Source organism: Pseudomonas sp. Sample_14 (genome assembly GCF_004307515.1).
Classification (GTDB): domain Bacteria; phylum Pseudomonadota; class Gammaproteobacteria; order Pseudomonadales; family Pseudomonadaceae; genus Aquipseudomonas; species Aquipseudomonas atacamensis.
In genome coordinates this window covers 127,672-151,408 of sequence record NZ_RCOC01000103.1, presented here as the reverse complement: position 1 = coordinate 151,408, position 23,737 = coordinate 127,672, and the positions used below count along the sequence as shown (strand labels likewise).

The 23,737-nt window shown below is 61.2% G+C and carries 20 protein-coding genes; 8 read left to right on the top strand and 12 right to left on the bottom strand.

What is annotated here, in order from left to right; all coding sequences use genetic code 11:
- Positions 1-82 precede the first annotated feature (82 nt).
- The 7 genes from D8U61_RS27090 to D8U61_RS27060 all read right to left on the bottom strand — a co-directional run bounded on the left by D8U61_RS27090 (position 83) and on the right by D8U61_RS27060 (position 9,817).
- On the bottom strand, positions 83-1,015 hold the full coding sequence (locus D8U61_RS27090) for a response regulator (RefSeq protein ID WP_130928017.1): 933 nt from the start codon (positions 1,013-1,015) through the stop codon (positions 83-85).
- A gap of 176 nt (positions 1,016-1,191) precedes the next feature.
- Positions 1,192-1,953: a phosphate signaling complex protein PhoU gene (gene phoU / locus D8U61_RS27085; RefSeq protein WP_016772483.1), complete on the bottom strand. Its 762-nt coding sequence runs from the start codon at positions 1,951-1,953 to the stop codon at positions 1,192-1,194.
- A 119-nt stretch (positions 1,954-2,072) separates the two neighbouring features.
- The gene (gene pstB, locus D8U61_RS27080; RefSeq protein WP_016772482.1) at positions 2,073-2,906 is read right to left on the bottom strand and encodes a phosphate ABC transporter ATP-binding protein PstB; all 834 of its coding nucleotides are present in this window, start codon (positions 2,904-2,906) and stop codon (positions 2,073-2,075) included.
- Between the two features lie 169 nt (positions 2,907-3,075).
- Positions 3,076-4,746 (bottom strand): phosphate ABC transporter permease PstA, encoded by a 1,671-nt coding sequence (pstA, locus tag D8U61_RS27075; protein ID WP_016772481.1) that lies wholly within the window; start codon positions 4,744-4,746, stop codon positions 3,076-3,078.
- A 16-nt stretch (positions 4,747-4,762) separates the two neighbouring features.
- Positions 4,763-7,048, bottom strand: coding sequence for an ABC transporter permease subunit (locus D8U61_RS27070; RefSeq protein ID WP_024014834.1), 2,286 nt, complete (start codon positions 7,046-7,048; stop codon positions 4,763-4,765).
- A 220-nt stretch (positions 7,049-7,268) separates the two neighbouring features.
- On the bottom strand, positions 7,269-8,267 hold the full coding sequence (locus tag D8U61_RS27065) for a phosphate ABC transporter substrate-binding protein PstS (RefSeq protein WP_016772480.1): 999 nt from the start codon (positions 8,265-8,267) through the stop codon (positions 7,269-7,271).
- 251 nt (positions 8,268-8,518) lie between these two features.
- A complete protein-coding gene (locus tag D8U61_RS27060) occupies positions 8,519-9,817 on the bottom strand; it encodes an MFS transporter (RefSeq protein ID WP_016772479.1) in 1,299 nt (432 codons plus the stop codon).
- 377 nt (positions 9,818-10,194) lie between these two features.
- Between D8U61_RS27060 and D8U61_RS27055 the strand changes: the two genes are divergently transcribed.
- Both D8U61_RS27055 and D8U61_RS27050 read left to right on the top strand, forming a co-directional pair.
- On the top strand, positions 10,195-10,599 hold the full coding sequence (locus D8U61_RS27055) for an acyl-CoA thioesterase (RefSeq protein WP_003229628.1): 405 nt from the start codon (positions 10,195-10,197) through the stop codon (positions 10,597-10,599).
- A 57-nt stretch (positions 10,600-10,656) separates the two neighbouring features.
- A complete protein-coding gene (locus D8U61_RS27050) occupies positions 10,657-11,556 on the top strand; it encodes a D-hexose-6-phosphate mutarotase (RefSeq protein WP_130928016.1) in 900 nt (299 codons plus the stop codon).
- Between the two features lie 123 nt (positions 11,557-11,679).
- Here the strand turns inward: D8U61_RS27050 and D8U61_RS27045 are convergent, their stop codons facing one another.
- The 5 genes from D8U61_RS27045 to D8U61_RS27025 all read right to left on the bottom strand — a co-directional run bounded on the left by D8U61_RS27045 (position 11,680) and on the right by D8U61_RS27025 (position 15,495).
- Positions 11,680-12,216, bottom strand: coding sequence for a DUF3299 domain-containing protein (locus tag D8U61_RS27045; protein ID WP_130888951.1), 537 nt, complete (start codon positions 12,214-12,216; stop codon positions 11,680-11,682).
- Between the two features lie 93 nt (positions 12,217-12,309).
- On the bottom strand, positions 12,310-12,555 hold the full coding sequence (locus D8U61_RS27040) for a GlsB/YeaQ/YmgE family stress response membrane protein (RefSeq protein WP_016772475.1): 246 nt from the start codon (positions 12,553-12,555) through the stop codon (positions 12,310-12,312).
- Positions 12,556-12,666: 111 nt separating this feature from the next.
- Positions 12,667-13,749, bottom strand: coding sequence for a 5-(carboxyamino)imidazole ribonucleotide synthase (locus tag D8U61_RS27035; protein ID WP_130928015.1), 1,083 nt, complete (start codon positions 13,747-13,749; stop codon positions 12,667-12,669).
- A gap of 10 nt (positions 13,750-13,759) precedes the next feature.
- Positions 13,760-14,251, bottom strand: coding sequence for a 5-(carboxyamino)imidazole ribonucleotide mutase (gene purE, locus D8U61_RS27030; protein WP_007920220.1), 492 nt, complete (start codon positions 14,249-14,251; stop codon positions 13,760-13,762).
- A gap of 335 nt (positions 14,252-14,586) precedes the next feature.
- A complete protein-coding gene (locus D8U61_RS27025) occupies positions 14,587-15,495 on the bottom strand; it encodes a LysR substrate-binding domain-containing protein (RefSeq protein ID WP_073470875.1) in 909 nt (302 codons plus the stop codon).
- 180 nt (positions 15,496-15,675) lie between these two features.
- Here D8U61_RS27025 and aspA point away from each other — a divergent pair, with 180 nt between their 5' ends.
- The 6 genes from aspA to D8U61_RS26990 all read left to right on the top strand — a co-directional run bounded on the left by aspA (position 15,676) and on the right by D8U61_RS26990 (position 23,733).
- Positions 15,676-17,100, top strand: a complete 1,425-nt coding sequence (gene aspA, locus D8U61_RS27020) for an aspartate ammonia-lyase (RefSeq protein WP_016772472.1) — start codon at positions 15,676-15,678, stop codon at positions 17,098-17,100.
- A 558-nt stretch (positions 17,101-17,658) separates the two neighbouring features.
- On the top strand, positions 17,659-19,107 hold the full coding sequence (locus tag D8U61_RS27010; RefSeq protein ID WP_016772471.1) for an alanine/glycine:cation symporter family protein: 1,449 nt from the start codon (positions 17,659-17,661) through the stop codon (positions 19,105-19,107).
- 109 nt (positions 19,108-19,216) lie between these two features.
- Positions 19,217-20,221, top strand: a complete 1,005-nt coding sequence (locus D8U61_RS27005) for an asparaginase (protein ID WP_125927715.1) — start codon at positions 19,217-19,219, stop codon at positions 20,219-20,221.
- Between the two features lie 244 nt (positions 20,222-20,465).
- The gene (locus D8U61_RS27000; RefSeq protein WP_024014840.1) at positions 20,466-21,461 is read left to right on the top strand and encodes an AraC family transcriptional regulator; all 996 of its coding nucleotides are present in this window, start codon (positions 20,466-20,468) and stop codon (positions 21,459-21,461) included.
- A gap of 155 nt (positions 21,462-21,616) precedes the next feature.
- Positions 21,617-22,642, top strand: coding sequence for a histone deacetylase family protein (locus D8U61_RS26995; protein ID WP_130928014.1), 1,026 nt, complete (start codon positions 21,617-21,619; stop codon positions 22,640-22,642).
- The gene (locus tag D8U61_RS26990; protein ID WP_130928013.1) at positions 22,639-23,733 is read left to right on the top strand and encodes a polyamine ABC transporter substrate-binding protein; all 1,095 of its coding nucleotides are present in this window, start codon (positions 22,639-22,641) and stop codon (positions 23,731-23,733) included. Before D8U61_RS26995 ends, D8U61_RS26990 begins: the two co-directional genes overlap by 4 nt.
- The last annotated feature ends 4 nt before the right edge of the window (positions 23,734-23,737 follow it).

Sequence of the window (23,737 nt, the reverse complement as noted above, 5' to 3'; positions counted from 1 at the left end):
CGAGCTTAGATCTCATTCATGCTGGTGTGTGGGGAACATACAAGGAGCTGCCGAAGGCTGCGATCTTTTTGGGCCGCTGCGGTTACGCGCCGGGTACGAAATGCTTCTGCGCAGTGCCCCGGGCGATCAGGCGCGAGATGTAGTCGAGCTTCTGCGCATCCTGGTCGACAAAGCGGAAGGTCAGTTGCAGCCAGTCGCTGTCAGCTTTCTGCTCGTGGGCGACGATGGCGTGCAGGTAACCGTTGAGGCGCGCGATCTCGGCGTTGTCACCCTGCTCCAGATCGAGCACGGCGCTGTCGAGGATCTGCGGCAGGGTTTCGGTGCGCTTCACTACCAGCAGGGCTTCCTTGATGCTCAAGGCCTTGATCACGCATTGCTGAGTACCGCTCGGCAGGCGCAACTGGCCCTGACCACGACCGCCCACCGGCGCCTTGGATGCACCGGGCGCCTGAACTGGCGGGCTGTTGAGCAAACCGCGCGACGGCGCAGCGGCTGGAGCGGGTGCAGCAGCGACAGGCCTGGCCGCAGCGCCGCCGACCACGGCCGGCTTGCCGCCGGTCAGTGCGCTCAGAGAGTCGTTGCCGAACGCCGAATTCATCTTGGTCGGCGCGCTGTTCATCAAGGTGTCGAGCTTGCCGACCTTGTTCAGTGCCTGCTTGACCTTGGTCAGCAGTTGCTCGTTGGTGAACGGCTTGCTGACGTAGCCGGAAACGCCGGCTTGAATCGCCTGCACGACGTTTTCCTTGTCTCCACGGCTGGTGACCATGACGAACGGCATGGTCTTGAGGTTGTCCTGCTCGCGGCACCAGGTCAGCAGTTCGAGGCCGGACATTTCCGGCATTTCCCAGTCGCACAGCACCAGGTCGAAAGCCTCTTTGGCCAGCATGGCCTGGGCCTTTTTGCCGTTGATGGCGTCCTCGGTGCGGATCCCCGGGAAGTAATTACGCAGGCACTTTTTCACCAGGTCACGAATGAACGAAGCATCGTCCACGACCAACACACTGATCTTGCTCATCCAACACCCCTATTAAAATCCCGGCAAGCATAACGCTGGCTGATGGCACATTGCCAAAACTCTTCAGTCACGCCGGGACTTTTCGTTCGCGGGTGCTGCTTTTGATACGAATCCGCTTCTGAAAAGCAGAAACAAAAACGCCCGGCCAGAGGGCCGGGCGCTTTTCTCAGGCAATCTTACTTATCGTCAGCTTCGCCCGGAACATTAGCGGTTTCAGCGCTTGTGCCTTCAACTTCTTCTTTCATGCGCTTGAGGCCCATGTGGCGCACGTCGGTACCGCGCACCAGGTAGATCACCAGTTCGGAGATGTTGCGCGCATGATCGCCGATGCGCTCCAGTGAACGCAGGACCCAGATGATGCTCAGCACCCGCGAGATAGAGCGCGGATCTTCCATCATGTAGGTGGCCAGCTCACGCAGGGCGGTTTTGTATTCGCGGTCGATGATCTTGTCGTACTGCGCCACCGACAAGGCCAGATCGGCGTCGAAACGCGCGAAGGCGTCCAGCGCATCGCGCACCATGTTGCGTACCTGGTCGCCAATGTGACGGACCTCGACGTAACCACGCGGCGCTTCACCTTCTTCGCACAACTGGATGGCACGACGGGCGATCTTGGTGGCTTCGTCGCCGATACGCTCAAGGTCGATCACCGACTTGGAAATGCTGATGATCAAGCGCAGGTCCGACGCCGCTGGCTGACGACGGGCGAGAATGCGCAGGCATTCTTCGTCGATGTTGCGTTCCATCTGGTTGATCTGGTCGTCGATCTCACGCACCTGCTGAGCCAGGCCGGAATCGGCCTCGATCAGCGCCGTGACCGCGTCGTTGACCTGCTTCTCGACCAGCCCGCCCATGGCAAGGAGGTGGCTGCGCACTTCCTCCAGTTCAGCGTTGAACTGCGCGGAAATGTGATGGGTAAGGCCTTCTTTGGAAATCATTGTTCGCTCCGCGAAAGTTGCAAGCTTCAAGCTGCAAGCTTCAAGCAGTTATGTGTAAGTCCTGATATCGCACCGCATCTTTCTTGCCGCTTGTAGCTTGCGGCTTGCAGCTGCCCCAATCAGCCATAGCGACCGGTGATGTAGTCTTCGGTCTGCTTCTTCGCCGGATTGGTGAACAGGGTATCGGTGTCGCCGAATTCCACCAGTTTGCCCATGTACATGAACGCGGTGTAGTCGGACACCCGTGCCGCCTGTTGCATGTTGTGGGTAACGATGACGATGGTGAACTTGGACTTCAGCTCATAGATCAGCTCTTCGACTTTCAGCGTCGAGATCGGGTCGAGAGCCGAGCACGGTTCGTCGAGCAGCAGCACTTCCGGCTCAACCGCGATGGTGCGCGCGATCACCAGACGCTGTTGCTGACCGCCGGACAGACCGAGGGCCGAGTCGTGCAGACGGTCTTTGACCTCGTCCCACAATGCCGCGCCTTTCAACGCCCATTCAACGGCTTCGTCGAGGATGCGCTTCTTGTTGATGCCCTGGATGCGCAGGCCATAGACCACGTTTTCGTAGATGGTCTTCGGGAACGGGTTGGGTTTCTGGAACACCATGCCGACGCGACGACGCAGCTCGGCAACATCTTCGCCCTTGCGATAGATGTTGTTGCCGTACAGGTTGATCGCGCCCTCGACACGGCAGCCGTCGACCAGATCGTTCATCCGGTTGAAGGTACGCAGCAGCGTCGACTTACCGCAGCCCGACGGGCCGATGAACGCGGTCACGCGCTGTTTCGGGATGTTCATGCTGACGTCGAACAGTGCCTGTTTCTCGCCGTAGTAGAGGCTCAGGCCCGGTACTTCGATGGCAACGGTTTCCTGCGCCAGGTCCAGGCTCTGCTTGTCGCGGCCCAGGGCAGACATGTTGATGCCGTGGCTGTGTGTTTCGTGCTGCATGGGAGGCTCCCTGTGCTAACAAATTCGGTTCGGAACACTGCTTGTTGCAGCTTCCATCAATATTCCAGTGGACGCGGTTCAATGTGGGAGCGAGCTTGCTCGCGAAGGGGCCCTTACGGCCGCCAAAAGCTTCGCGAGCAAGCTCGCTCCCACAGGGTTCGTGTCGTCCTTAGCTGTCCAGTGCTTTGTATTTTTCGCGCAGGTGGTTGCGGATATACACCGCCGACAGGTTCAGCGTCGCGATCACCAGCACCAGCAGCAGCGCGGTGGCGTACACCAGCGGGCGGGCTGCTTCGACGTTGGGGCTCTGGAAGCCGACGTCATAGATGTGGAAGCCCAGGTGCATGATCTTCTGGTCCAGGTGCAGGTACGGGTAGTTGCCGTCCACCGGCAGCGACGGCGCCAGTTTCACCACACCCACCAGCATCAGCGGCGCCACTTCACCGGCGGCGCGGGCCACGGCGAGGATCATCCCGGTCATCATGGCCGGGCTGGCCATCGGGATAACGATTTTCCACAGCGTTTCCGCTTTGGTCGCACCGAGGGCCAGCGAACCTTCACGCACGGTACGCGGAATCCGTGCCAGACCTTCTTCGGTCGCTACAATCACCACCGGCACAGCCAGCAGCGCCAGAGTCAGCGAAGCCCAGAGCAGGCCCGGCGTACCGAACGTCGGCGCCGGCAGAGCTTCAGGGAAGAACAAGCGGTCGACCGAGCCACCCAGCACGTAAACGAAGAAGCCCAGACCGAACACGCCGTAAACGATCGCCGGTACGCCAGCGAGGTTGTTCACCGCAATGCGAATCACACGGGTCAGGGTGTTCTGCTTGGCGTATTCGCGCAGGTACACCGCTGCCAGCACGCCGAACGGTGTAACGATCATCGCCATGATCAGGGTCATCATCACGGTGCCGAAGATCGCCGGGAAGATCCCGCCTTCGGTGTTCGCTTCACGCGGGTCGTCGGAGAGGAATTCCCAGATCTTGCTGAAGTAGAAACCAACCTTGGTCAAGGTGCTCATGCCGTTTGGCTGGTAGGCATGCACGACTTTGCCCAGACCGATTTCGATTTCCTTGCCGTTGGCGTCACGGGCGGTCAAGGCGTCGCGGTTGAACTGAGCATGCAAATCAGACAGACGTGCTTCGATATCTTTGTAGCGAGCGTCCAGCTCGGCGCGCTCGGATTCCATGTCCGCTTGTGCGGTGGCGTCGAGTTTGCCTTCCAGCTCGAGCTTGCGCCCATGCAGTCGGATGCGTTCAAGACCGGCGTTGATTGCGCCGATGTCGGTTTTTTCCAGCGTCTTCAGTTGAGCCGCGAGATCGTTCACCCGATCGATGCGCGCTTGCAGTTCAGGCCATGCGGCCTCGCCCTCGGCGATGACCTTGCCATCCTGTTTGACGTTGACCAGATAGCCGTAGAAGTTGCCCCACTCGCGACGCTCGATCGCCATCAATTCTGGCGGTGTGGTCTGCTTGGTCAGCCACTCGCCGACGATCCACGTGAAGTCGTTGCCGTTCAGGTCACGGTTGCCGACCTTGATCAGCTCGCGGGTCATGAATTCCGGACCTTCGTCCGGCACCGGCAGACCGGCGCTCTTCAGACGTGCGCGCGGCACTTCTTCTTTCTGCACCACTTCGCCGATCACCAGGTGATTGGCCTGGCCCGGCACGTCGTAATGGGCGTGGATCAGATCCGCCGGCCAGAAGTGACCGAGACCGCGCACGGCAATCACCGCCAACAGGCCAATGGTCATGATGACCGCGATGGACACCGCGCCACCGCTGATCCAGACGCCCGGGGCGCCGCTCTTGAACCATCCTTTCAGGGAGTTCTGTTTCACAGACTTCTACCTTTGCTTAAAGCGACGAGTATTTCTTGCGCAGACGCTGACGAATCAGTTCTGCCAGGGTGTTCATGACGAAGGTGAACAGCAGCAGCACCAGCGCCGAGAGGAACAGCACGCGGTAGTGGCTGCCACCGACCTCCGACTCGGGCATTTCCACCGCGACGTTGGCGGCCAGGGTGCGCAGGCCTTCGAACAGGTTCATCTCCATCACCGGGGTGTTGCCGGTGGCCATCAGCACGATCATGGTTTCGCCGACCGCACGGCCCATGCCGATCATCAGCGCCGAAAAAATCCCCGGGCTGGCGGTCAGGATCACCACGCGGGTCATGGTCTGCCATGGCGTGGCACCGAGGGCCAGGGAACCCAGGGTCAGGCCGCGCGGCACGCTGAACACGGCGTCTTCGGCGATCGAGTAGATGTTCGGGATCACCGCGAACCCCATGGCCAGACCGACCACCAGAGCGTTGCGCTGGTCGTAGGTGATGCCCAGGTCGTGGGAGATCCACATGCGCATGTCGCCGCCGAAGAACCAGTTCTCCATGAACGGACTCATGTACAGCGACAGCCAGCCCACAAACAGGATCACCGGAATCAGCAGCGCACTTTCCCAACCGTCCGGGACTTTCAGGCGGATCGATTCGGGCAGGCGGCTGAAGGTGAAACCGGCGACCAGAATGCCGATCGGCAGCAACATCAGCAGGCTGAAGATGCCCGGCAGATGCCCTTCTACATATGGAGCCAAGAACAGACCGGCGAAGAAACCGAGGATCACCGTCGGCATCGCTTCCATCAGTTCGATCACCGGTTTGACCTTGCGGCGCATGCCCGGGGCCATGAAGTACGCGGTGTAGATCGCCGCAGCGACGGCCAATGGTGCGGCCAGCAGCATGGCGTAGAACGCGGCTTTCAGGGTGCCGAAGGTCAGCGGCGAGAGGCTCAGTTTCGGTTCGAAATCAGTGTTGGCCGCGGTCGACTGCCAGACGTATTTAGGCTCGTCGTAGTTCTCGTACCAGACCTTGCTCCACAGCGCGCTCCACGATACTTCCGGGTGCGGGTTGTCGAGGAGCAGCGGTTGCAGCTTGCCGCCGGCTTCGACGATCACTCGGTTGGCGCGTGGCGACAGACCGAACAGGCCCTGGCCTTCAACCACCTGATCGACCAGCAACGTGCGGTGTGCGGTGCTGTGGAACACGCCGAGCTTGCCGCTGGCATCAAGGGCGAGGAAGCCTTTGCGGCGCTCTTCGGCAGCGATTTCAACGATCGGCGTGGTGCCCATCTGAAAGGTGCGGATCTGCTTCAGACGCTGCTCGCCATCGGTATCGCGAGCCATGAACCACTGGGCCAGACCGCCCTTGGAATCGCCGACGATCAGTGAGATACCGCCGACCAGCTGCGCGGTGGCGGTGACTTGGGCGTCAGCGTTTTCCAGTAGTTTGTAGCGCCCGTTGAGGCTCTTGTCGCGCAGGCTGAACACGTCGGCCTGAGCTCGCCCGTTGACCACGTACAGCCACTGCTGGCGCGGGTCGACGAAGATGTTTTTCACAGGCTCGGTCATCTGCGGCAGATCGATGCGCGTCTGCTCGTTGGTGACTTCGCCGGTCATCATGTTTTCTTCGCTGGTCAGCGACAGCACATTGAGTTGCGAGCCAGTGGAGCCGACCAGCATCAGCGTCGAGTCGGTGGCATTGAGGCTGACATGCTCCAGCGCGCCGCCGCTTTCGTTCAGCGCGATCGGCGCCTCGCCATAGGGATATTCGATGGCCGGGCTGATGGTTTTCTTGCCATCGGGGTAGCTGACTTTATAGGTATGACGGAACACCAGCGCCTGACCGTTGGACAGCCCCACGGCCACCAGCGGATGACCCGGCTGGTCTTCGCCAATAGATGTCACGGTAGCGCCCGCTGGCAGCGGCAGATCGACACGCCTCAATTCAGCGCCACTGTCGAGATCGAAGAACAGCGCCTGGCCCTTGTCGGATACACGCATGGCCACCTGATTCTGCTCTTCGAGCGAGATCATCAGCGGCTTGCCCGCGTCCTGCATCCAGGCCGGGGTGATCGAGTCTTTCGCGGTCAGGTCGGCACCTTGAAACAACGGCGCTACAACGTAAGCTAGGAAGAAGAAGATCAGGGTGATCGCCGCGAGCACCGCCAGGCCGCCAACGAGGACGTACCAACGGGTGAAGCGATCCTTGAGCGCGCGGATGCGGCGCTTGCGTTGCAGCTCAGGCGTATTGAAATCAATGCGCTTGGGAGGGGAAGACGTAGTCATTGGGGAATTGGCCAGATCATTCATGCGCACACCCTAGCGATCCTGTATGACAGAAAGATGACAGTGCAGTGACGCAGCAAATCCGCCAGCCGGAAGTCCGGCAGCGGAGTCGAAAATTTGGTGGTTGCAGGAGCGCGTCTGCTCGCCAAGGCGTCGGGTCAGTCACATCGATGCTGCATGTGACCACCCCTTCGCGAGCAGGCTAGCTCCCACAGGAGTCCGGCTTCAGGCCGGCCTCAGGGTGTTACTTCTTGGCGACAGCGCCGCCTTCCTGCAAACCGAGGTCAGCCAGTGCCTTGGCGGCAACCTTGGCTGGCAGCGGGATGTAGCCGTCTTTCACTACCACTTCCTGGCCCTGCTTCGACAGCACCAGCTTCACGAACTCGGCTTCCAGCGGGGCCAGAGGCTTGTTCGGGGCTTTGTTGACGTAAACGTAGAGGAAGCGCGACAGCGGATACTTGCCGTTCAGGGCGTTTTCTTCGGTGTCTTCGATGAACTCGCCGCCTTCTTTCTTGGCCAGGGCGACGGTTTTCACGCTGGCGGTCTTGTAGCCGATGCCCGAGTAGCCGACGCCGTTAAGCGAGCTGCTGATCGACTGCACCACCGACGCCGAACCTGGTTGTTCGTTGACGTTAGGCTTGTAGTCGCCTTTGCACAGGGCTTCTTCCTTGAAGTAGCCGTAGGTGCCGGACACCGAGTTACGGCCGAACAGCTGGACTGGCTTGTTGGCCAGGTCACCGGTCACGCCCAGGTCACCCCAGGTCTTGACGTCAGCTTTGGCACCGCACAGGCGCGTCGAGGAGAAGATCGCATCGACCTGAGCCATGGTCAGGTGCTTGATCGGGTTGTCCTTGTGCACGAACACCGCCAGGGCATCCACGGCAACCGGGATTGCCGTCGGCTTGTAGCCGTACTTCTGCTCGAAAGCCTGCAGCTCGTTGTCCTTCATCTTGCGGCTCATCGGGCCCAGGTTGGCGGTGCCTTCGGTGAGCGCAGGTGGCGCGGTGGAAGAACCGGCAGCCTGAATCTGGATGTTGACGTTCGGGTATTCTTTTTTGTAGTTCTCAGCCCACAGGGTCATGAGGTTGGCCAGGGTATCGGAACCGACGCTGGACAGGTTGCCCGACACACCAGTGGTCTTGGTGTAGCTCGGGATAGCAGGGTCAACAGCGGCGAACGCGTTGGCAGTCGCAACGCCAGCAGCGACAAAAGTCATTGCCGCCATCAAACGCTTCAGTTTCATGCCTTACTCCTAGCAGATAGGGTGTGTTAAGTCGGGGCCAAGTATCAGCAGGCCATGTGAACACTCTATGGCTGAAATATGACAATTGGATGAAAGGCCAGCATCGGGTTTTGCTGGATGAACAGATCGTTCCCACGCTCTGCGTGGGAACGCCGCCATGGACGCTCTGCGTCCGCATTTGAGACGTGACGCGGAGCGTCACAGGATGCGTTCCCACGCGGAGCGTGGGAACGATCAGGCGGGAGAGAAAATCAACGCCCCTTCTTCCAGAGCCACGCCCCGACCAGAATCCCCATCCCGCACAGCACTGCCACATAGTACGCAGGCCCCATCGCGCTTTCTTTCAGCAGCAGGCTCACCACCATCGGCGTCAAGCCACCGAAGATCGCGTACGCCACGTTGTACGAGAACGACAAGCCACTGAAGCGAACCACCGGCGGGAACGCCTTCACCATCACGTACGGCACCGCGCCGATGGTGCCGACCAGCAAACCGGTCAATGCGTACAGCGGGAACAGCCAGTCCGGGTGGTCGGCGAGGCTGTGGTAGAAGGTCCAGGAGCTGATCAGCAGGCCCAAGCAGCCAAAGACGAAGACGCGACCGGCGCCGAAGCGATCGGCCAGCGCGCCGGCGCCAATGCAGCCGAGGCTGAGGAAGACGATGGCCAGGCTGTTGGCTTGCAGCGCCGTGGTCGGCGAAAAGTGGTAGACCGTTTGCAGCACGGTCGGGGTCATCAGGATCACTACGACGACGCCGGCCGACAGCAGCCAGGTCAGCAGCATCGAAATGGCGATGGCGCCGCGATGATCCCGCAGCACCGCGCGCAACGGCACTTCTTCGGCCAGCGCTTTACGCAGTTGCAGTTCGGCGAACACCGGAGTTTCGTGCAGCCAGCGGCGCAGGTACACAGAGAACAGGCCGAACACGCCGCCGAGCAGGAACGGGATCCGCCAGGCGTAATCCGACACTTCGGCTGGCGTATAAATGCTGTTGATCGCCGTGGCGACCAGCGAGCCGAGGAGGATGCCGGCAGTCAGGCCACTGGTGAGCGTGCCGCAGGCATAACCGATGTGCTTTTGCGGTACGTGTTCGGAAACGAAGACCCACGCTCCCGGCACTTCGCCGCCAATCGCCGCGCCCTGGATCACCCGCATCAGCAGCAACAGGATCGGCGCCCAGATGCCGATCTGCGCGTAGGTCGGCAGCAGGCCCATGATCAGCGTCGGCACGGCCATCATGAAAATGCTCAGGGTGAACATCTTCTTGCGCCCCAGCAGGTCACCGAAGTGCGCCATGACGATGCCGCCCAAAGGGCGCGCCAGATAGCCGGCAGCAAAGATGCCGAATGTCTGCATCAAGCGCAGCCACTCGGGCATGTCGGCCGGGAAGAACAGCTTGCCGACGACGGTGGCGAAGAAAACGAAGATGATGAAATCGTAGAACTCCAGCGCCCCGCCGAGGGCGGACAGCGACAGAGTCTTGTAGTCATTGCGGGTCAACGGTCGTGCGGGTTGCTCGGGCTGCGCGAGGCTCGAAGGCGCTGTGGTCATGGCAAGGGCTTCTCTTATAGTCGAATCTGTCGCCACAACAACGCTGGCGGTGGCTCGGACAGGTTCGGCACCATAGCAAATTGTTCGAAAAAGCACATAGAGGCGCGTAATTGACGGTCGAAATCAGAACCGGGTGGTCGTCGCGGGGTCTATCGACCGATATACTCGCCACCTGCGCAGGATTTGTAAGAGGTTGCTGTGCGAAAACGTTGTTGGCCCGTCCTTTGCTCGGGATTTAGCCTTTTTCGCAGAGTTTCCCTTTAGGCGCCTGATGGAAAACGTGACGAACGCAGTGTGTTCGGTGTTGAATCGTTTTTCTTGAAGACGGCTACCACCCGCAATACCCACGAAGAGTCACGGGTCAGAGGCCCCTCGGCATGATAGAGCTCGAACAAGAAGATCCGATCCCACAGGGCGACCTGGCCCTGCAAATCACCGCACTTCCCCGCGAAACCAACGGCTTTGGCGATATTTTCGGCGGCTGGCTGGTCGCGCAGATGGATCTGGCCGGCACTGCCATGGCCAGCCGGGTGGCCGGTGGCCGCGTTGCCACTGTCGCCATCGACCGCATGGCGTTCCTCGTCCCGGTCGCCGTCGGCGCGCAGTTGTCCTTTTATACCCAGACCCTGGAAATCGGCCGCAGCTCGATCCAGATGATGGTCGAAGTGTGGAGCGATGACCCACTGTCCAGCGAATGGCGCAAGGTCACCGAAGCGGTTTTCGTTTTCGTCGCCATCGACGGCAGCGGTCGCACCCGTTCGGTGCCGCCACGCGCGCGTTAAACCTCGCGGCCGTTTTGCGGTCGATAGTCGTCCCCAGTGTCTGATCGAGAGTTGCCCATGAACACGCCCAACGTTGAAGCCGTGAAACAGGATGAACTGAACTGCTGGCGCATCCGCCACGGCAAGGCCGAAGTGCTGGTGGCCCAGCAAGGCGCGCACATCCTCAGTTATCAGATCGACGGCCAGCCGCCGATCATCTGGCTCAACGACAAGGCCGAGTTCAAGACCGGCAAGAGCATCCGCGCCGGCGTGCCGGTGTGCTGGCCGTGGTTCGGCAAATTCGAACGCAATCCGAGCAGCGTGCAGGCCATGTACACCGGCGAGCAACCGGCCCCCGCGCACGGTCTGGTGCGGGCGATGGATTGGCAGTTGGGCAACATCGAATCAGAGGCTGACGGCATCAAGGTCGAATTCAAGCTGCCCTACCCGGAAGGTGGCCTGCCGGGCTGGCCCCACGAGGTCGATCTGACCCTGACCCTGCATCTGGCGGATCAACTGCACTACAGCCTGACCAGCCATAACCGTGGTAATGACACCGTCACGCTGAGTCAGGCGCTGCACACCTATTTCGCCGTGAGTGACGTGCGCAATGTGCATGTCGACGGCGTGGCCGGGCTGAATTATATCGAGACCCTGGATGACTGGAACACGGCCAGCCAGAGCGGCGATCTGCATTTCGCCGGCGAGACCGACCGCATCTACCTCGACGTTCCGCCGCAATTGAGCATCATTGATCCGACCTGGGAACGACGCATCGTGCTGACCTCCACCGGCTCGCGCACGGCGGTGATCTGGAACCCATGGATCGACCGCGCCGCCGCCCTGCCGGACATGGACAACGATGGCTGGCAGCGCATGCTGTGCATCGAAACGGCGAATGTGATGGATGATCTGGTGACCCTGGCGCCGGGGGCGAGCCATACCATGGGTGTCAGCGTGGCCAGCAAACCGCTCTAAGCAACACCCGATAAAACTGTGGGAGCGAGCTTGCTCGCGAAAGCGTCGTATCAGTCAACATCAATGTGACTGAGAGACAGCATTCGCGAGCAAGCTCGCTCCCACAGTTGTTTTGTATCGGTCCTACAGATCAGCCTCCTGCACCACCCGCACCTTCTCCGCCTCCAGCGCATACGCCGCATCAGCGAGGTCATTGCTGACCTTCTCGATTTTCAGCGTGCCGGTCACCCACAGCGGTGTGTAGATATCGTCCAGCTTCAAACCCTTCGGATATCGCACCAGCACCAATTGATTGGGCGGCGGTGGCGGAACATGGATGCAGGCGCCCGGATACGGCACGAGGAAGAACAACGTGCTGCGGCCCTTGGCATCGGACTCCAGCGGCACCGGGTAACCACCGATGCGGATGTGTTTGTCATTCATCGACGCCACGGTTTTCGTCGAATACATCACCGCCGGCAGACCTTTGGCCTGCTTCATCCCGCCCTTCTCGGTGAAGGTGCCGGTGGCTTCGGGGGAGTTGTGGTCGATTTCCGGCATGGCCTCGAGGGCCTTTTGATCCGACTTGGGCATCAGTTCCAGCCAGTCGGTTTCCGGCAGTTCGCCGGCGTGGGCGAGACTGCTGCCCAGCAAGAGGAGAGTCAACAGAAGACGGCGCATGAAGGTGCTCGGCAGGCAAAGGAATGGACGGTGAGTCGCCGCGCATTCTAGCCCTCCCGGCCGCGCGGGCCGAGAGGGCTTTGTCGCTTTCGATCAGTTCTTTTTGATCAGACCGTAGATCACCAGCAACACGACAGCGCCTACCAGTGCGCCGAGGAAACCAGCGCCCTCGCCCGCCTGATAGATGCCCAGAGCCTGGCCGCCGTAGGTGGCCGCCAGCGAACCGCCGATACCGAGCAGGATGGTCATGATCCAGCCCATGCTGTCATCGCCCGGTTTCAGGAACCGAGCCAGCAGGCCGACGATCAAGCCGATAAAGATGGTTCCGATAATTCCCATGGCATTTCCCTCTGATTTGGTAGATATGCCAAAGCCTAGACAGACTTTGGCATCCTGCCATGAGAGAACGGCGGCCCCTGAATGGTTCCGCCGCGGCCACATGAAACTGGTTTACTCGGCGATCAGCGCTTGGACCTTGATGATCTGCGCTTGCAGCGTGGCCATGTCGGCGCAGCGCAGGTTGGCATGGCCGACCTTGCGTCCGGCCTTGAAAGCTTTGCCGTAGTGATGCAGATGGCAGTCTTCGATGGCGATGACTTTTTCCACCGGCGGCACTACACCGATGAAGTTGAGCATCGCGCTCTCGCCGACCTTGGCGGTCGAACCCAGCGGCAGGCCGGCCACGGCACGCAGGTGGTTTTCGAACTGGCTGCACTCGGCACCTTCGGTGGTCCAGTGCCCGGAGTTGTGCACGCGCGGGGCGATTTCGTTGGCTTTCAGGCCACCGTCGACTTCGAAGAACTCGAAAGCCATCACGCCGACGTAGTCGAGGTGCTTGAGCACACGGCTGGAATAATCTTCGGCTAGCGCCTGCAACGGGTGATCGGTGCTGGCCACCGACAGATTGAGGATGCCGCTGTCGTGGGTGTTGTGCACCAGCGGATAGAACTTCGTTTCACCATCGCGGGCACGCACGGCGATCAGCGACACTTCGCCGGTGAATGGCACGAAGCCCTCCAGCAGGCAGGCAACGCTGCCCAGTTCGGCGAACGTACCGGCAACATCTTCCGGCTTGCGCAGGACTTTCTGGCCCTTGCCGTCATAACCCAGGGTGCGGGTTTTCAGCACGGCCGGCAGACCGATGGAAGCGACGGCGGCGTCCAGGTCGGCTTGCGACTGGATGTCGGCGAAGGCCGGGGTCGGAATGCCGAGGTCTTTGAACATGCTCTTTTCGAACCAGCGGTCACGAGCAATGCGCAGGGCTTCGGCGCTCGGGTAGACCGGCACGAATTGCGAAAGAAACGCCACGGTTTCGGCCGGGACGCTTTCGAATTCGAAGGTCACCAGATCGACTTCATCGGCCAGTTGGCGCAGATGATCCTGATCGCCGTAATCGGCCCGCAGGTGTTCGCCCAACGCAGCGGCGCAAGCGTCCGGCGCAGGGTCGAGAAAAGCGAAGTTCATGCCCAGCGGAGTGCCCGCCAGAGCCAACATGCGACCCAACTGGCCGCCACCGATTACACCGATCTTCATCTCAACAACCTCAGGCAATACGTGGGTCTGGATTGTCCAGGACGCTGTCTGTCTGCTCGGCACGGAAGGTTTTCAGTACCGCATGAAATTGCGGGTGCTTGGCGCCGAGGATGCTCGCCGAGAGCAGGGCGGCGTTGATTGCGCCGGCCTTGCCGATGGCCAGGGTGGCGACCGGAATGCCCGCCGGCATCTGCACGATCGACAGCAGCGAATCGACGCCCGAGAGCATGGCCGACTGCACCGGCACGCCCAGCACCGGCAGGTGGGTCTTGGCCGCACACATGCCTGGCAGGTGGGCGGCGCCACCGGCACCGGCGATGATCACCTCGATGCCGCGGCTTTCAGCCTCTTCGGCGTACTGGAACAGCAGATCCGGGGTGCGGTGGGCGGAAACCACCTTGACCTCGTACGGGATGCCGAGCTTTTCCAGCATATCGGCGGTGTGGCTAAGGGTGGACCAATCGGACTTGGAGCCCATGATCACGCCAACCAGTGCACTCATCGTCGCGCCTCTTCTCTCTGGAGCGCCCGCAGGCGCGTCATAAAACAACAAGCCACGCAGGTTGCGTGGCTTGATTGTACGAAAAATGGCCGGACGTGCCGGCCGAAGGCCGCGCAGTATACCGCAAAGAAAGCAATAAACAGCCCCCGAAACGACCATCTGTCAAATGAGCGAAAGGCCCGGTTTTATTGACCTTGAGGTCAGCGAAAGAACAGCGCAAAAATCCCCCTGTGGGAGCGAGCCTGCTCGCGAAAGCGTTGTGTCAGACGATACCTCAGGGCCTGACACTGCGCATTCGCGAGCAGGCTCGCTCCCACATTCAATCTTCATCAGCTTCAAGCGTTTTGGGCAGCACCGCCTTCAAGCTTGCGCCACAGCAAGCGCACGTTGGCCTTGCGTACCAGGGCGCAGCGGTACAAACGAATCTCCAGCGGCACATGCCACTGCGGGCCGCCGCACACCACCAGTTCACCGCGGGCCAGCTCAGCGCGCACGCTCAGTTGCGGCACCCAGGCGATGCCGAGGCCTTCCAGGGCCATGCTTTTCAGGCTGTCGGCCATGGCGGTTTCGTAGATCGTGGTGAAGCGCAACTGGCGCTGGCGCAACAATCCATTCACCGAACGCCCAAGAAACGCACCGGCGCTGTACGCCAGCAACGGCACGCTCGCCTCGCCTTCCAGATCGAACAGCGGTTTGCCATCCAGATCTGCCGCGCACACCGGCAGCATTTCGGTCTGGCCCAAATGCAGCGACGGGAAGATTTCCGGGTCCATCTGCATCGCCGAATCCGGGTCGTAGAACGCCAGCATCAGATCGCAGCCACCTTCACGCAAAGCGTGCACGGCGTCGCCAACGTTGGTCGCCACCAGCCGCGTGGCGATGTTCAGCCCTTCGTTGCGCAACTGGGCGATCCAGCGCGGGAAAAAGCCCAGCGCCAGCGAGTGTGCCGCCGCCACCTGCATCACCTCGCCCTGCCCGCCTTCCAGATGATGCAGATGGCGCAGCACTTCGCCGAGCTGTTCGACCACGGTGCGCGCGGTCACCAGGAACAACTGCCCCGCCGCCGTCAGTTCGACCGGCGTGCGCGAGCGATTGACCAGGGTCAGCCCCAGCGCGGCTTCGAGGCTGCGGATCCGCCGACTGAACGCCGGCTGGGTCACGAAGCGCCGTTCGGCCGCCTGCGAGAAACTGCGGGTGGCGGCCAGGGCACTGAAGTCCTCGAGCCATTTGCTTTCCAGATTCATCACGTCCTCCCGGACACGCACCAAAACAGGTCACACGTCTGCCGCACCGGCGGCGTCACATGGGCATTATGCCGAATGTGCATAGGGCAGTGCTGAACAGCATTGGCCCAAAAATCCCCACAAGCCTAGCATTCGCAGCGTTCCGGCACAGACCGGGTCCTTATCGAGATGATTTCTATCATGTCCTCCGCTGCATCTTTCCGCACAGAAACCGACCTGCTTGGCGCCCTCGAAGTACCGGCCCATGCGTACTACGGCATCCAGACCCTGCGAGCGGTGAACAACTTCCGCCTCTCGGGCGTTCCGATTTCGCATTACCCGAAACTGGTTGTGGGCCTGGCGATGGTCAAACAGGCCGCCGCTGATGCCAACCGCGAGCTGGGTCACCTGAGCGAAGCCAAGCACGCTGCCATCAGCGAAGCCTGTGCGCGATTGATCCGCGGCGATTACCACGAAGAGTTCGTGGTCGACATGATTCAAGGTGGCGCCGGCACCTCTACCAACATGAACGCCAACGAAGTGATCGCCAACATTGCTCTGGAAGCGATGGGCCACGAGAAAGGCGAATACCAGTACCTGCACCCGAACGACGACGTGAACATGGCGCAGTCGACCAACGACGCCTACCCGACGGCGATCCGTCTGGGTCTGCTGCTGGGTCACGACGCGCTGCTGGCCAGCCTCGACAGCCTGATTCAGGCGTTCGCGGCCAAGGGCAAAGAGTTCGACCACGTCCTGAAAATGGGCCGTACCCAGCTGCAAGACGCCGTGCCGATGACCCTCGGCCAGGAATTCCGCGCGTTCGCCACCACCATGGGCGAAGACCTCGCGCGTCTGAAGACGCTGGCCCCGGAACTGCTGACCGAAGTCAACCTCGGCGGCACCGCGATCGGCACCGGCATCAACGCCGACCCGCGTTATCAGGCACTGGCTGTTCAACGTCTGGCTTTGATCAGCGGCCAACCGCTGGTACCGGCCGCCGACCTGATCGAAGCGACCTCCGACATGGGCGCCTTCGTGCTGTTCTCCGGCATGCTCAAGCGCACCGCGGTCAAGCTGTCGAAGATCTGCAACGACCTGCGCCTGCTGTCCAGCGGCCCACGCACCGGCATCAATGAAATCAACCTGCCGGCGCGTCAGCCAGGCAGCTCGATCATGCCCGGCAAGGTCAACCCGGTGATCCCGGAAGCCGTGAACCAGGTCGCGTTCCAGGTCATCGGTAACGACTTGGCGCTGACCATGGCAGCCGAAGGCGGCCAGCTGCAACTGAACGTGATGGAGCCGCTGATCGCTTTCAAGATCCTCGATTCGATCCGCCTGCTGCAACGCGCCATGGACATGCTGCGCGAGCACTGCATCGTCGGCATCACCGCCAACGAAGCGCGCTGCCGCGAACTGGTCGAGCATTCGATCGGTCTGGTCACCGCACTGAACCCGTACATCGGCTACAAAAACGCCACCCGCATCGCCCGTATCGCCCTTGAAAGCGGCCGCGGCGTGCTGGAACTGGTGCGCGAAGAAGGTCTGCTCGACGAAGCCATGCTCGCCGACATCCTGCGCCCGGAAAACATGATTGCCCCGCGTCTGGTTCCGCTCAAAGCCTGAGCCGACGCGAACTTGTAGCACCGCTCACCAGGTCGAGGGACTAGACACCTCTCACCTTTTGAGGGCTTGGGGATTTTGTCCCCGAGCCCTTTTTTTTAACTGTTTGATCCTGAAACCCGAACGTAGAGGACTGAACAATATGCAGGTGAGCCCTTGTGGCGAGGGGATTTATCCCCGTTGGGCTGCGAAGCGGCCCCGATACCAATAATAAGGATGTACCAGAAACACCGCGTGCAATGGTCTACGACTGCGTCGCAGCCGAACGGGGATAAATCCCCTAGCCACAAACACCAAGTGTTTCAAAGCTTCGTTTCGTCGCTTGCACCACTACCGTGCAGACGGGCGCGCCACTGATCGGTATAGTGCCGCCCCTCTTCGCGTGAGCGGTCGTCGGTAACGAGGCCATAACCCATGCGAAACCCGAACTAATAACAAAACCCGCGATATGGATCCGGGACGAAACCTTCACCTCACCCGTCGTGCCGCGTGCATGCCGGTGTAACACGATGTTTCTCCGATCCAGCATTTGCACCCACAAAAAACAGCGAGGATAAATCCATGCTCGAAGTCATCAACGACTTCCTCTCAGGGAAAGTACTGATCGTGCTCATTGTCGGGCTCGGTAGCTACTTCACGATTCGCTCGCGTTTCGTTCAACTGCGTCATTTCTTCCACATGTTCGCGGTGTTCCGCGACAGCCTCAAAGGCAGCGCCGGGCAACTCAGCTCGTTCCAGGCCTTGATGCTCAGCCTCGCCGGCCGCGTCGGTGCAGGCAACATTGCCGGTGTCGGCATCGCCGTGACCCTCGGTGGTCCGGGTGCGGTGTTCTGGATGTGGGTGACCGCACTGGTCGGTATGTCCAGCAGCTTCTTCGAGTGCACCCTCGCCCAGGTCTACAAGCGCGCCGATGGCGACGGCCTGTACCGTGGTGGCCCGGCGTATTACATCCAGCACGGGCTCAAGCTCAAGGGCATGGCGATAGTCTTCTCCGTTCTGCTGCTGGTCACCTACGGCTTCGCCTTCATCGGCCTGCAGTCCTACACCGTGACCCACTCGCTGCAGAACGCCTTTGACTTCAACCCACAACACACCGGGATCGTCCTCGCGGTGCTGCTGGCCATCACCTTTATCGGCGGGATCAAGCGCATCGCTTCGGTCTCCGACCTGCTGGTACCGATCAAGACCCTGGCCTACATCGGCGTGACCCTGTACGTGATCGGCACCCAGATCGAACACGTACCGGCCATGCTGGAAACCATCTTCAAGAGCGCCTTCGGCCTCGACCCGGCCTTTGCGGGTCTGCTCGGCAGCGCCATTGTCATGGGCGTGAAGCGTGGCGTGTTCGCCAACGAAGCGGGCCTGGGCAGTGCGCCGAACGTCGCCGCTGTGGCCGCCGTCAAGCACCCGGGCGCGCAGGGCGTGGTCCAGGCTTTCAGCGTGTTCCTCGACACCTTCGTGATCTGCACCTGCACCGCGCTGCTGATCCTGCTGTCGGGCTTCTACACCCCGGGCTTCGAAGGTGACGGCATCGTCCTGACCCAGAACTCGCTGGCTGCCGTGGTCGGTGACTGGGGTCGCATGTTCGTCAGCGTCGCGCTGTCGCTGTTCGTCTTCACCTGCATCCTCTACAACTACTACCTGGGCGAGAACAGCTTGCAGTTCCTCAGCCGCAACCGCGCCCTGCTGATGCTGTTCCGCGGCCTGGTGCTGGCGCTGGTGGTGTGGGGTTCGATGCAGGACCTGACGACGGTATTCGCCTTCGCCGACATCACCATGACCTGTCTGGCCTTCGTCAACCTCGTGGCCCTGGCCATGCTGTTCAAGGTCGGCCTGCGGGTGATGCGCGACTACGACGAGCAGCGTCGCGCCGGCGTCAAACAACCAGTGTTCGACTCGAGCAAATTCGCCGACCTGGATCTGGATCGCAACGCCTGGCCGGTGAACCCGCCAGCAGCGGCGGGCCAGACTGAAACTGCGCCGCAAGGCGTACCTGCAGCGCAACGCTGACAGGTGAATGACGGGCGCATCCCCCGCGCCCGTCAGTTATTGTGATGCAATAACCTGCAGGAGCGAGCCTGCTCGCTCCTGCAAGGCCCTCATCGTTTCGGAGAATCCTATGAGCTCGTCGACCTATCCCGCCGCTCAACACGTCATGGTGCTCTACACCGGTGGCACCATCGGCATGCAGGCCAGCGCCAACGGGCTGGCCCCGGCGTCCGGTTTCGAAGCGCGGATGCGCGACTACTTGCACAGCCAGCCTGAGCTGGTAGTGCCGCAGTGGCAGTTTCGGGAAATGTCGCCGCTGATCGACAGCGCCAACATGACCCCGGCCTACTGGCAGCAACTGCGCGAAGCGGTGGTCGATGCCGTGGACGTGCAAGGCTGCGACAGCGTGCTGATTCTGCACGGCACCGACACGCTGGCGTACAGCGCGGCGGCGATGAGTTTTCAGTTGCTCGGCCTGCATGCCCGCGTGTGTTTCACCGGCTCGATGTTGCCGGCGGGCGTGACCGACAGCGATGCCTGGGAAAACCTCGGCGGCGCGCTGGTCGCCCTCGGCCAGGGCCTGGCGCCGGGCGTGCATTTGTACTTCCACGGTGAACTGCTGGCGCCGACCCGCTGCGCGAAAGTGCGCAGCTTCGGCCGCCATCCGTTCAAACGCCTGGAGCGTCAGGGCGGTGGTGTGAAGGCGCCGTCGATCCCAGTCGCGCTGAACTACAACCAGCCGAAGCAACTGGCGAAAGTCGCGGTGTTGCCGCTGTTTCCCGGGATCAGTGCCGAGGTTCTCGACGGTCTGCTCGACAGCGGCATTCAAGGTCTGGTGCTGGAATGCTACGGCAGCGGGACCGGGCCGAGCGACAATCCAGAGTTCCTCGCCAGCCTTGGCCGCGCACGGGATAACGGCGTGGTGGTGGCTGCAGTGACGCAATGCCATGAAGGTGGGGTCGAGCTGGATATCTACGAGGCTGGCAGCCGCTTGCGTGGGGTCGGCGTGTTGTCCGGTGGCGGCATGACGCGCGAGGCGGCGTTCGGCAAGTTGCATGGCTTGCTGGGGGCCGGGCTGGAAACGGCTGAAGTGCGTCGATTGATCGAGCTGGATTTGTGTGGTGAGTTGATCTGAGCACGGCGCTGGATTGCCCCTCACCCTAACCCTCTCCCAGAGGGAGAGGGAACTGATCGTAGTGTCTTGCGCTATACACCGACCTGATAAACAGTGTCGATTATGGATTCGGCGGCGGCGTCTCACGTCGGTGTATTTCTGCAATATCCCCGTTCGGCCCCCTCTCCCTCTGGGAGAGGGCTGGGGTGAGGGCCTGCGGCATGCAACTTGCTGCGTTCCAGCCACCTCCAGGCTGGAAGATCCCATGCTCCACTCCCACCTCACCACCCTCAACGCGGTCTCGCTGATCCTCAACACGTTCAAGGCCGAAGGCCTGTCGAGCGAGGCGCTGCTGGCTGGCAGCGGCATCGTGGCGGCGGATCTGCAGCGTGCCGATACGCGCATCACCACCCATCAAGAGATGCAGGTCTGCACCAACGCGGTTGCGCTCAAGCGTGACATCGGTCTCGAATTGGGCCGGCGCATGCACGTGTCCTGTTACGGCATGCTCGGTTACGCCCTGCTGACCTGTGCCACCTTCGGTGACGCTTTGCGTCTGGCGATCCGTTATCCGGCGCTGCTGGGCACGTTGTTCGAACTGAGCCTGGAAGACGATGGCGAGCAGGTGTGGTTCGTCGCTGCTGATTACCGTGAAAGCCCGGCGATGGCGGTGTTCAACGCCGAATTCTGTCTGGTTTCGCTGAAGGTCATCTGCGACGACTTGCTCGGCCATCCGCTGCCGCTGCGCGCCACGCGTTTCGAACATGCAGCGCCGGACTATCGCGCCAGCTACGCCGAACCCTTCGACTCGCCGCTGCACTTTTCGGCCAAGGACAACGCCTTCGCCTTCGACCGCCACTGGCTCGATCAGCCGCTGCCGCTGGCCGACGCGATCACCCATCAGGCCATGGCAGAGCGCTGCCGCAAACAGAATCTGGAATTCACCGGACGTCAGGCCTGGCTGGGGCGGATTCGGCAGTTGCTCAGCGCACAATTGAATGCCGCGCCGGGACTGGAAGGTCTGGCACAGCAGATGAAGTGCTCACCGCGCACCCTGCGCCGGCATTTGAAAGACATGGGCAGCAGCTATCAGGAACTGCTCGATGAACTGCGCTTCGAACGGGCCAAGCAGATGTTGTGTGAAGACCAGTTGCCAATCTATCGGATCGCCGAGACGCTGGGCTTCAGCGAGACCGCGAGTTTCCGCCATGCGTTTGTGCGCTGGAGTGGCGTGGCGCCGAGTCAGTTCCGACCGCATTGATGGCTGCTCCAGGCATGAGCCTGCATGAACAAGGGGCGAATTGCGGTCAGAGGTTTTGGCCATATCGATCCCCTTTTGGCCGCTCCCGACGTTCTCCGATTCAAGTTGCGCCGCAACACTGAAGACCACCGAATCAGCCTTGCGGAGAACAACAAATGCTGACGATCTACTCAGACGATCACCACTTGCACCATGGCCGCTGCGAACTCATCGATGGCCAGCTCAAGCCGTGCTTCGAGATGCCGTCGCGTGCCGACCATGTGCTGCAACGCGTGCGCAAGCAAAACCTCGGTGCGGTCGAAGCGCCGAAGGATTTCGGCCTGGAGCCGATCGCGCGCATTCACAGCCGCGACTATCTGGAGTTTTTCAAAGGTGCATGGCAGCGCTGGACCGAGTTCAACACTGACGGCGACTTGCTGCCCTACACCTGGCCGGCGCGCACGCTGCGTGCGATCAAACCGACCAGCCTGCATGGCCAGCTCGGTTATTACAGCTTCGACGGCGGCGCGCCGATTACCGCCGGTACCTGGCAAGCGGCCTACAGCGCAGCGCAAGTGGCCCTGACCGCACAAGCAGAAATCCAGCGTGGCGCACGCGCGGCCTTCGCCCTGTGCCGTCCGCCGGGACATCACGCCGCCAGCGACTTGATGGGCGGTTATTGCTACCTCAACAACGCCGCCATCGCCGCTCAGGCCTTTCTCGAGCAGGGCCACAAGAAAGTCGCGATTCTTGACGTCGACTACCACCATGGCAACGGCACTCAGTCGATTTTCTACGAACGCAGCGACGTCCTGTTCACTTCGATCCACGGCCACCCGGAAGCGGAGTTTCCATTCTTCCTCGGCTACGACGACGAGCGTGGCGAAGGTGCCGGTGAAGGTTTCAATTTCAACTATCCGCTGCCGGCCGGTTCCGGCTGGGATGTCTGGAGCGCGGCGCTGGATCAGGCCTGCGACGAGATCGATCGCTATGGCGCGGACATCATCGTCGTCTCCCTCGGCGTCGACACGTTCAAGGACGACCCGATCTCGCAGTTCAAACTCGACAGCCCGGATTATCTGGCCATGGGCAAACGCATCGCCGCCCTCGGCAAGCCGACCCTGTTCGTCATGGAAGGTGGCTACGCGGTGGAGGAAATCGGCATCAACGCGGTGAACGTGCTGGAAGGTTTCGAACAATGAAAAAGCGACTGATCGCCTCGGCGCTGTGCGCGGCTCTGCTCAGCGCTGGCGCCTACGCCGAAGAACGCACGCTGCGCGTCTATAACTGGTTCGACTACATCACGCCCAAGGCGCTGGACGACTTCAAGGCACAGAACAGCCAGACCAAACTGATCTACGACATCTTCGACACCAACGAAGCACTCGAAGCCAAGCTGCTCACCGGCAATTCCGGTTATGACGTGGTGGTGCCGTCCAACGTGTTCCTCGCCAAGCAGATCGAGGCCGGGGTGTTCCAGCCGCTGGATCGCAGCAAACTGCCGACCTGGAACCACCTTGATCCGAAACTGATGAAGCTGATCGAGGCCAACGACCCGGGGAACAAGTTCGCCGTGCCGTACATGTACGGCACCATCCTGATTGGTTTCAACCCGGCCAGGATCAAGGCGGCCCTGGGCGACAACGCGCCCGTGGACAGTTGGGATCTGATCTTCAAAGAGGAAAACATCAGCAAGCTCAAGCAGTGCGGCGTCGCCCTGCTCGACTCGCCGTCGGAGATTCTGCCGCTGGCTCTGCAACACCTCGGTCTCGACCCCAACAGCAAGAAGCCGGCGGATTACGCCAAGGCCGAAGCGCTGCTGATGAAAATCCGCCCTTATGTGACGTACTTCCATTCCTCCAAGTACATGGCCGACATTGCCAACGGCGACATCTGCGTGGCCGTCGGTTATTCCGGCAGCTTCTCGCAAGCGGCCAACCGCGCCAAGGAAGCGAAAAACGGCGTGGTGGTCGATATGCGTTTGCCGAAAGAAGGCGCGCCGATCTGGTTCGACATGCTCGCCATTCCCAAGGGCGCGAAGAACACCGAAGACGCCTACACCTTCATCAACTATCTGCTGCAACCGGCGGTGATTGCTCCGGTCAGCGACTTTGTCGGTTATCCAAACCCGAACAAGGACGCCACCGGCCTGGTCGATCCAGCCATTCGCAACAACCCGAACCTGTATCCGAGCGATGCGGCAATGAGCACGCTCTACACCTTGCAGCCGCTGCCTCGGGATGCCGAACGCGCACGCACGCGGGCCTGGACGAAAATCAAGTCCGGGACCTGAACCG

What these genes read in the sequence shown, in the direction of transcription:
- D8U61_RS27090 (WP_130928017.1), bottom strand. Translation starts at nt 1,015, where the DNA reads ATGAGCAAGATCAGTGTGTTGGTCGTGGACGATGCTTCGTTCATTCGT.
- phoU (WP_016772483.1), bottom strand. Translation starts at nt 1,953, where the DNA reads ATGATTTCCAAAGAAGGCCTTACCCATCACATTTCCGCGCAGTTCAAC.
- pstB (WP_016772482.1), bottom strand. Translation starts at nt 2,906, where the DNA reads ATGCAGCACGAAACACACAGCCACGGCATCAACATGTCTGCCCTGGGC.
- D8U61_RS27070 (WP_024014834.1), bottom strand. Translation starts at nt 7,048, where the DNA reads ATGAATGATCTGGCCAATTCCCCAATGACTACGTCTTCCCCTCCCAAG.
- D8U61_RS27065 (WP_016772480.1), bottom strand. Translation starts at nt 8,267, where the DNA reads ATGAAACTGAAGCGTTTGATGGCGGCAATGACTTTTGTCGCTGCTGGC.
- D8U61_RS27060 (WP_016772479.1), bottom strand. Translation starts at nt 9,817, where the DNA reads ATGACCACAGCGCCTTCGAGCCTCGCGCAGCCCGAGCAACCCGCACGA.
- D8U61_RS27055 (WP_003229628.1), top strand. Translation starts at nt 10,195, where the DNA reads ATGATAGAGCTCGAACAAGAAGATCCGATCCCACAGGGCGACCTGGCC.
- D8U61_RS27050 (WP_130928016.1), top strand. Translation starts at nt 10,657, where the DNA reads ATGAACACGCCCAACGTTGAAGCCGTGAAACAGGATGAACTGAACTGC.
- D8U61_RS27045 (WP_130888951.1), bottom strand. Translation starts at nt 12,216, where the DNA reads ATGCGCCGTCTTCTGTTGACTCTCCTCTTGCTGGGCAGCAGTCTCGCC.
- D8U61_RS27040 (WP_016772475.1), bottom strand. Translation starts at nt 12,555, where the DNA reads ATGGGAATTATCGGAACCATCTTTATCGGCTTGATCGTCGGCCTGCTG.
- D8U61_RS27035 (WP_130928015.1), bottom strand. Translation starts at nt 13,749, where the DNA reads ATGAAGATCGGTGTAATCGGTGGCGGCCAGTTGGGTCGCATGTTGGCT.
- purE (WP_007920220.1), bottom strand. Translation starts at nt 14,251, where the DNA reads ATGAGTGCACTGGTTGGCGTGATCATGGGCTCCAAGTCCGATTGGTCC.
- D8U61_RS27025 (WP_073470875.1), bottom strand. Translation starts at nt 15,495, where the DNA reads ATGAATCTGGAAAGCAAATGGCTCGAGGACTTCAGTGCCCTGGCCGCC.
- aspA (WP_016772472.1), top strand. Translation starts at nt 15,676, where the DNA reads ATGTCCTCCGCTGCATCTTTCCGCACAGAAACCGACCTGCTTGGCGCC.
- D8U61_RS27010 (WP_016772471.1), top strand. Translation starts at nt 17,659, where the DNA reads ATGCTCGAAGTCATCAACGACTTCCTCTCAGGGAAAGTACTGATCGTG.
- D8U61_RS27005 (WP_125927715.1), top strand. Translation starts at nt 19,217, where the DNA reads ATGAGCTCGTCGACCTATCCCGCCGCTCAACACGTCATGGTGCTCTAC.
- D8U61_RS27000 (WP_024014840.1), top strand. Translation starts at nt 20,466, where the DNA reads ATGCTCCACTCCCACCTCACCACCCTCAACGCGGTCTCGCTGATCCTC.
- D8U61_RS26995 (WP_130928014.1), top strand. Translation starts at nt 21,617, where the DNA reads ATGCTGACGATCTACTCAGACGATCACCACTTGCACCATGGCCGCTGC.
- D8U61_RS26990 (WP_130928013.1), top strand. Translation starts at nt 22,639, where the DNA reads ATGAAAAAGCGACTGATCGCCTCGGCGCTGTGCGCGGCTCTGCTCAGC.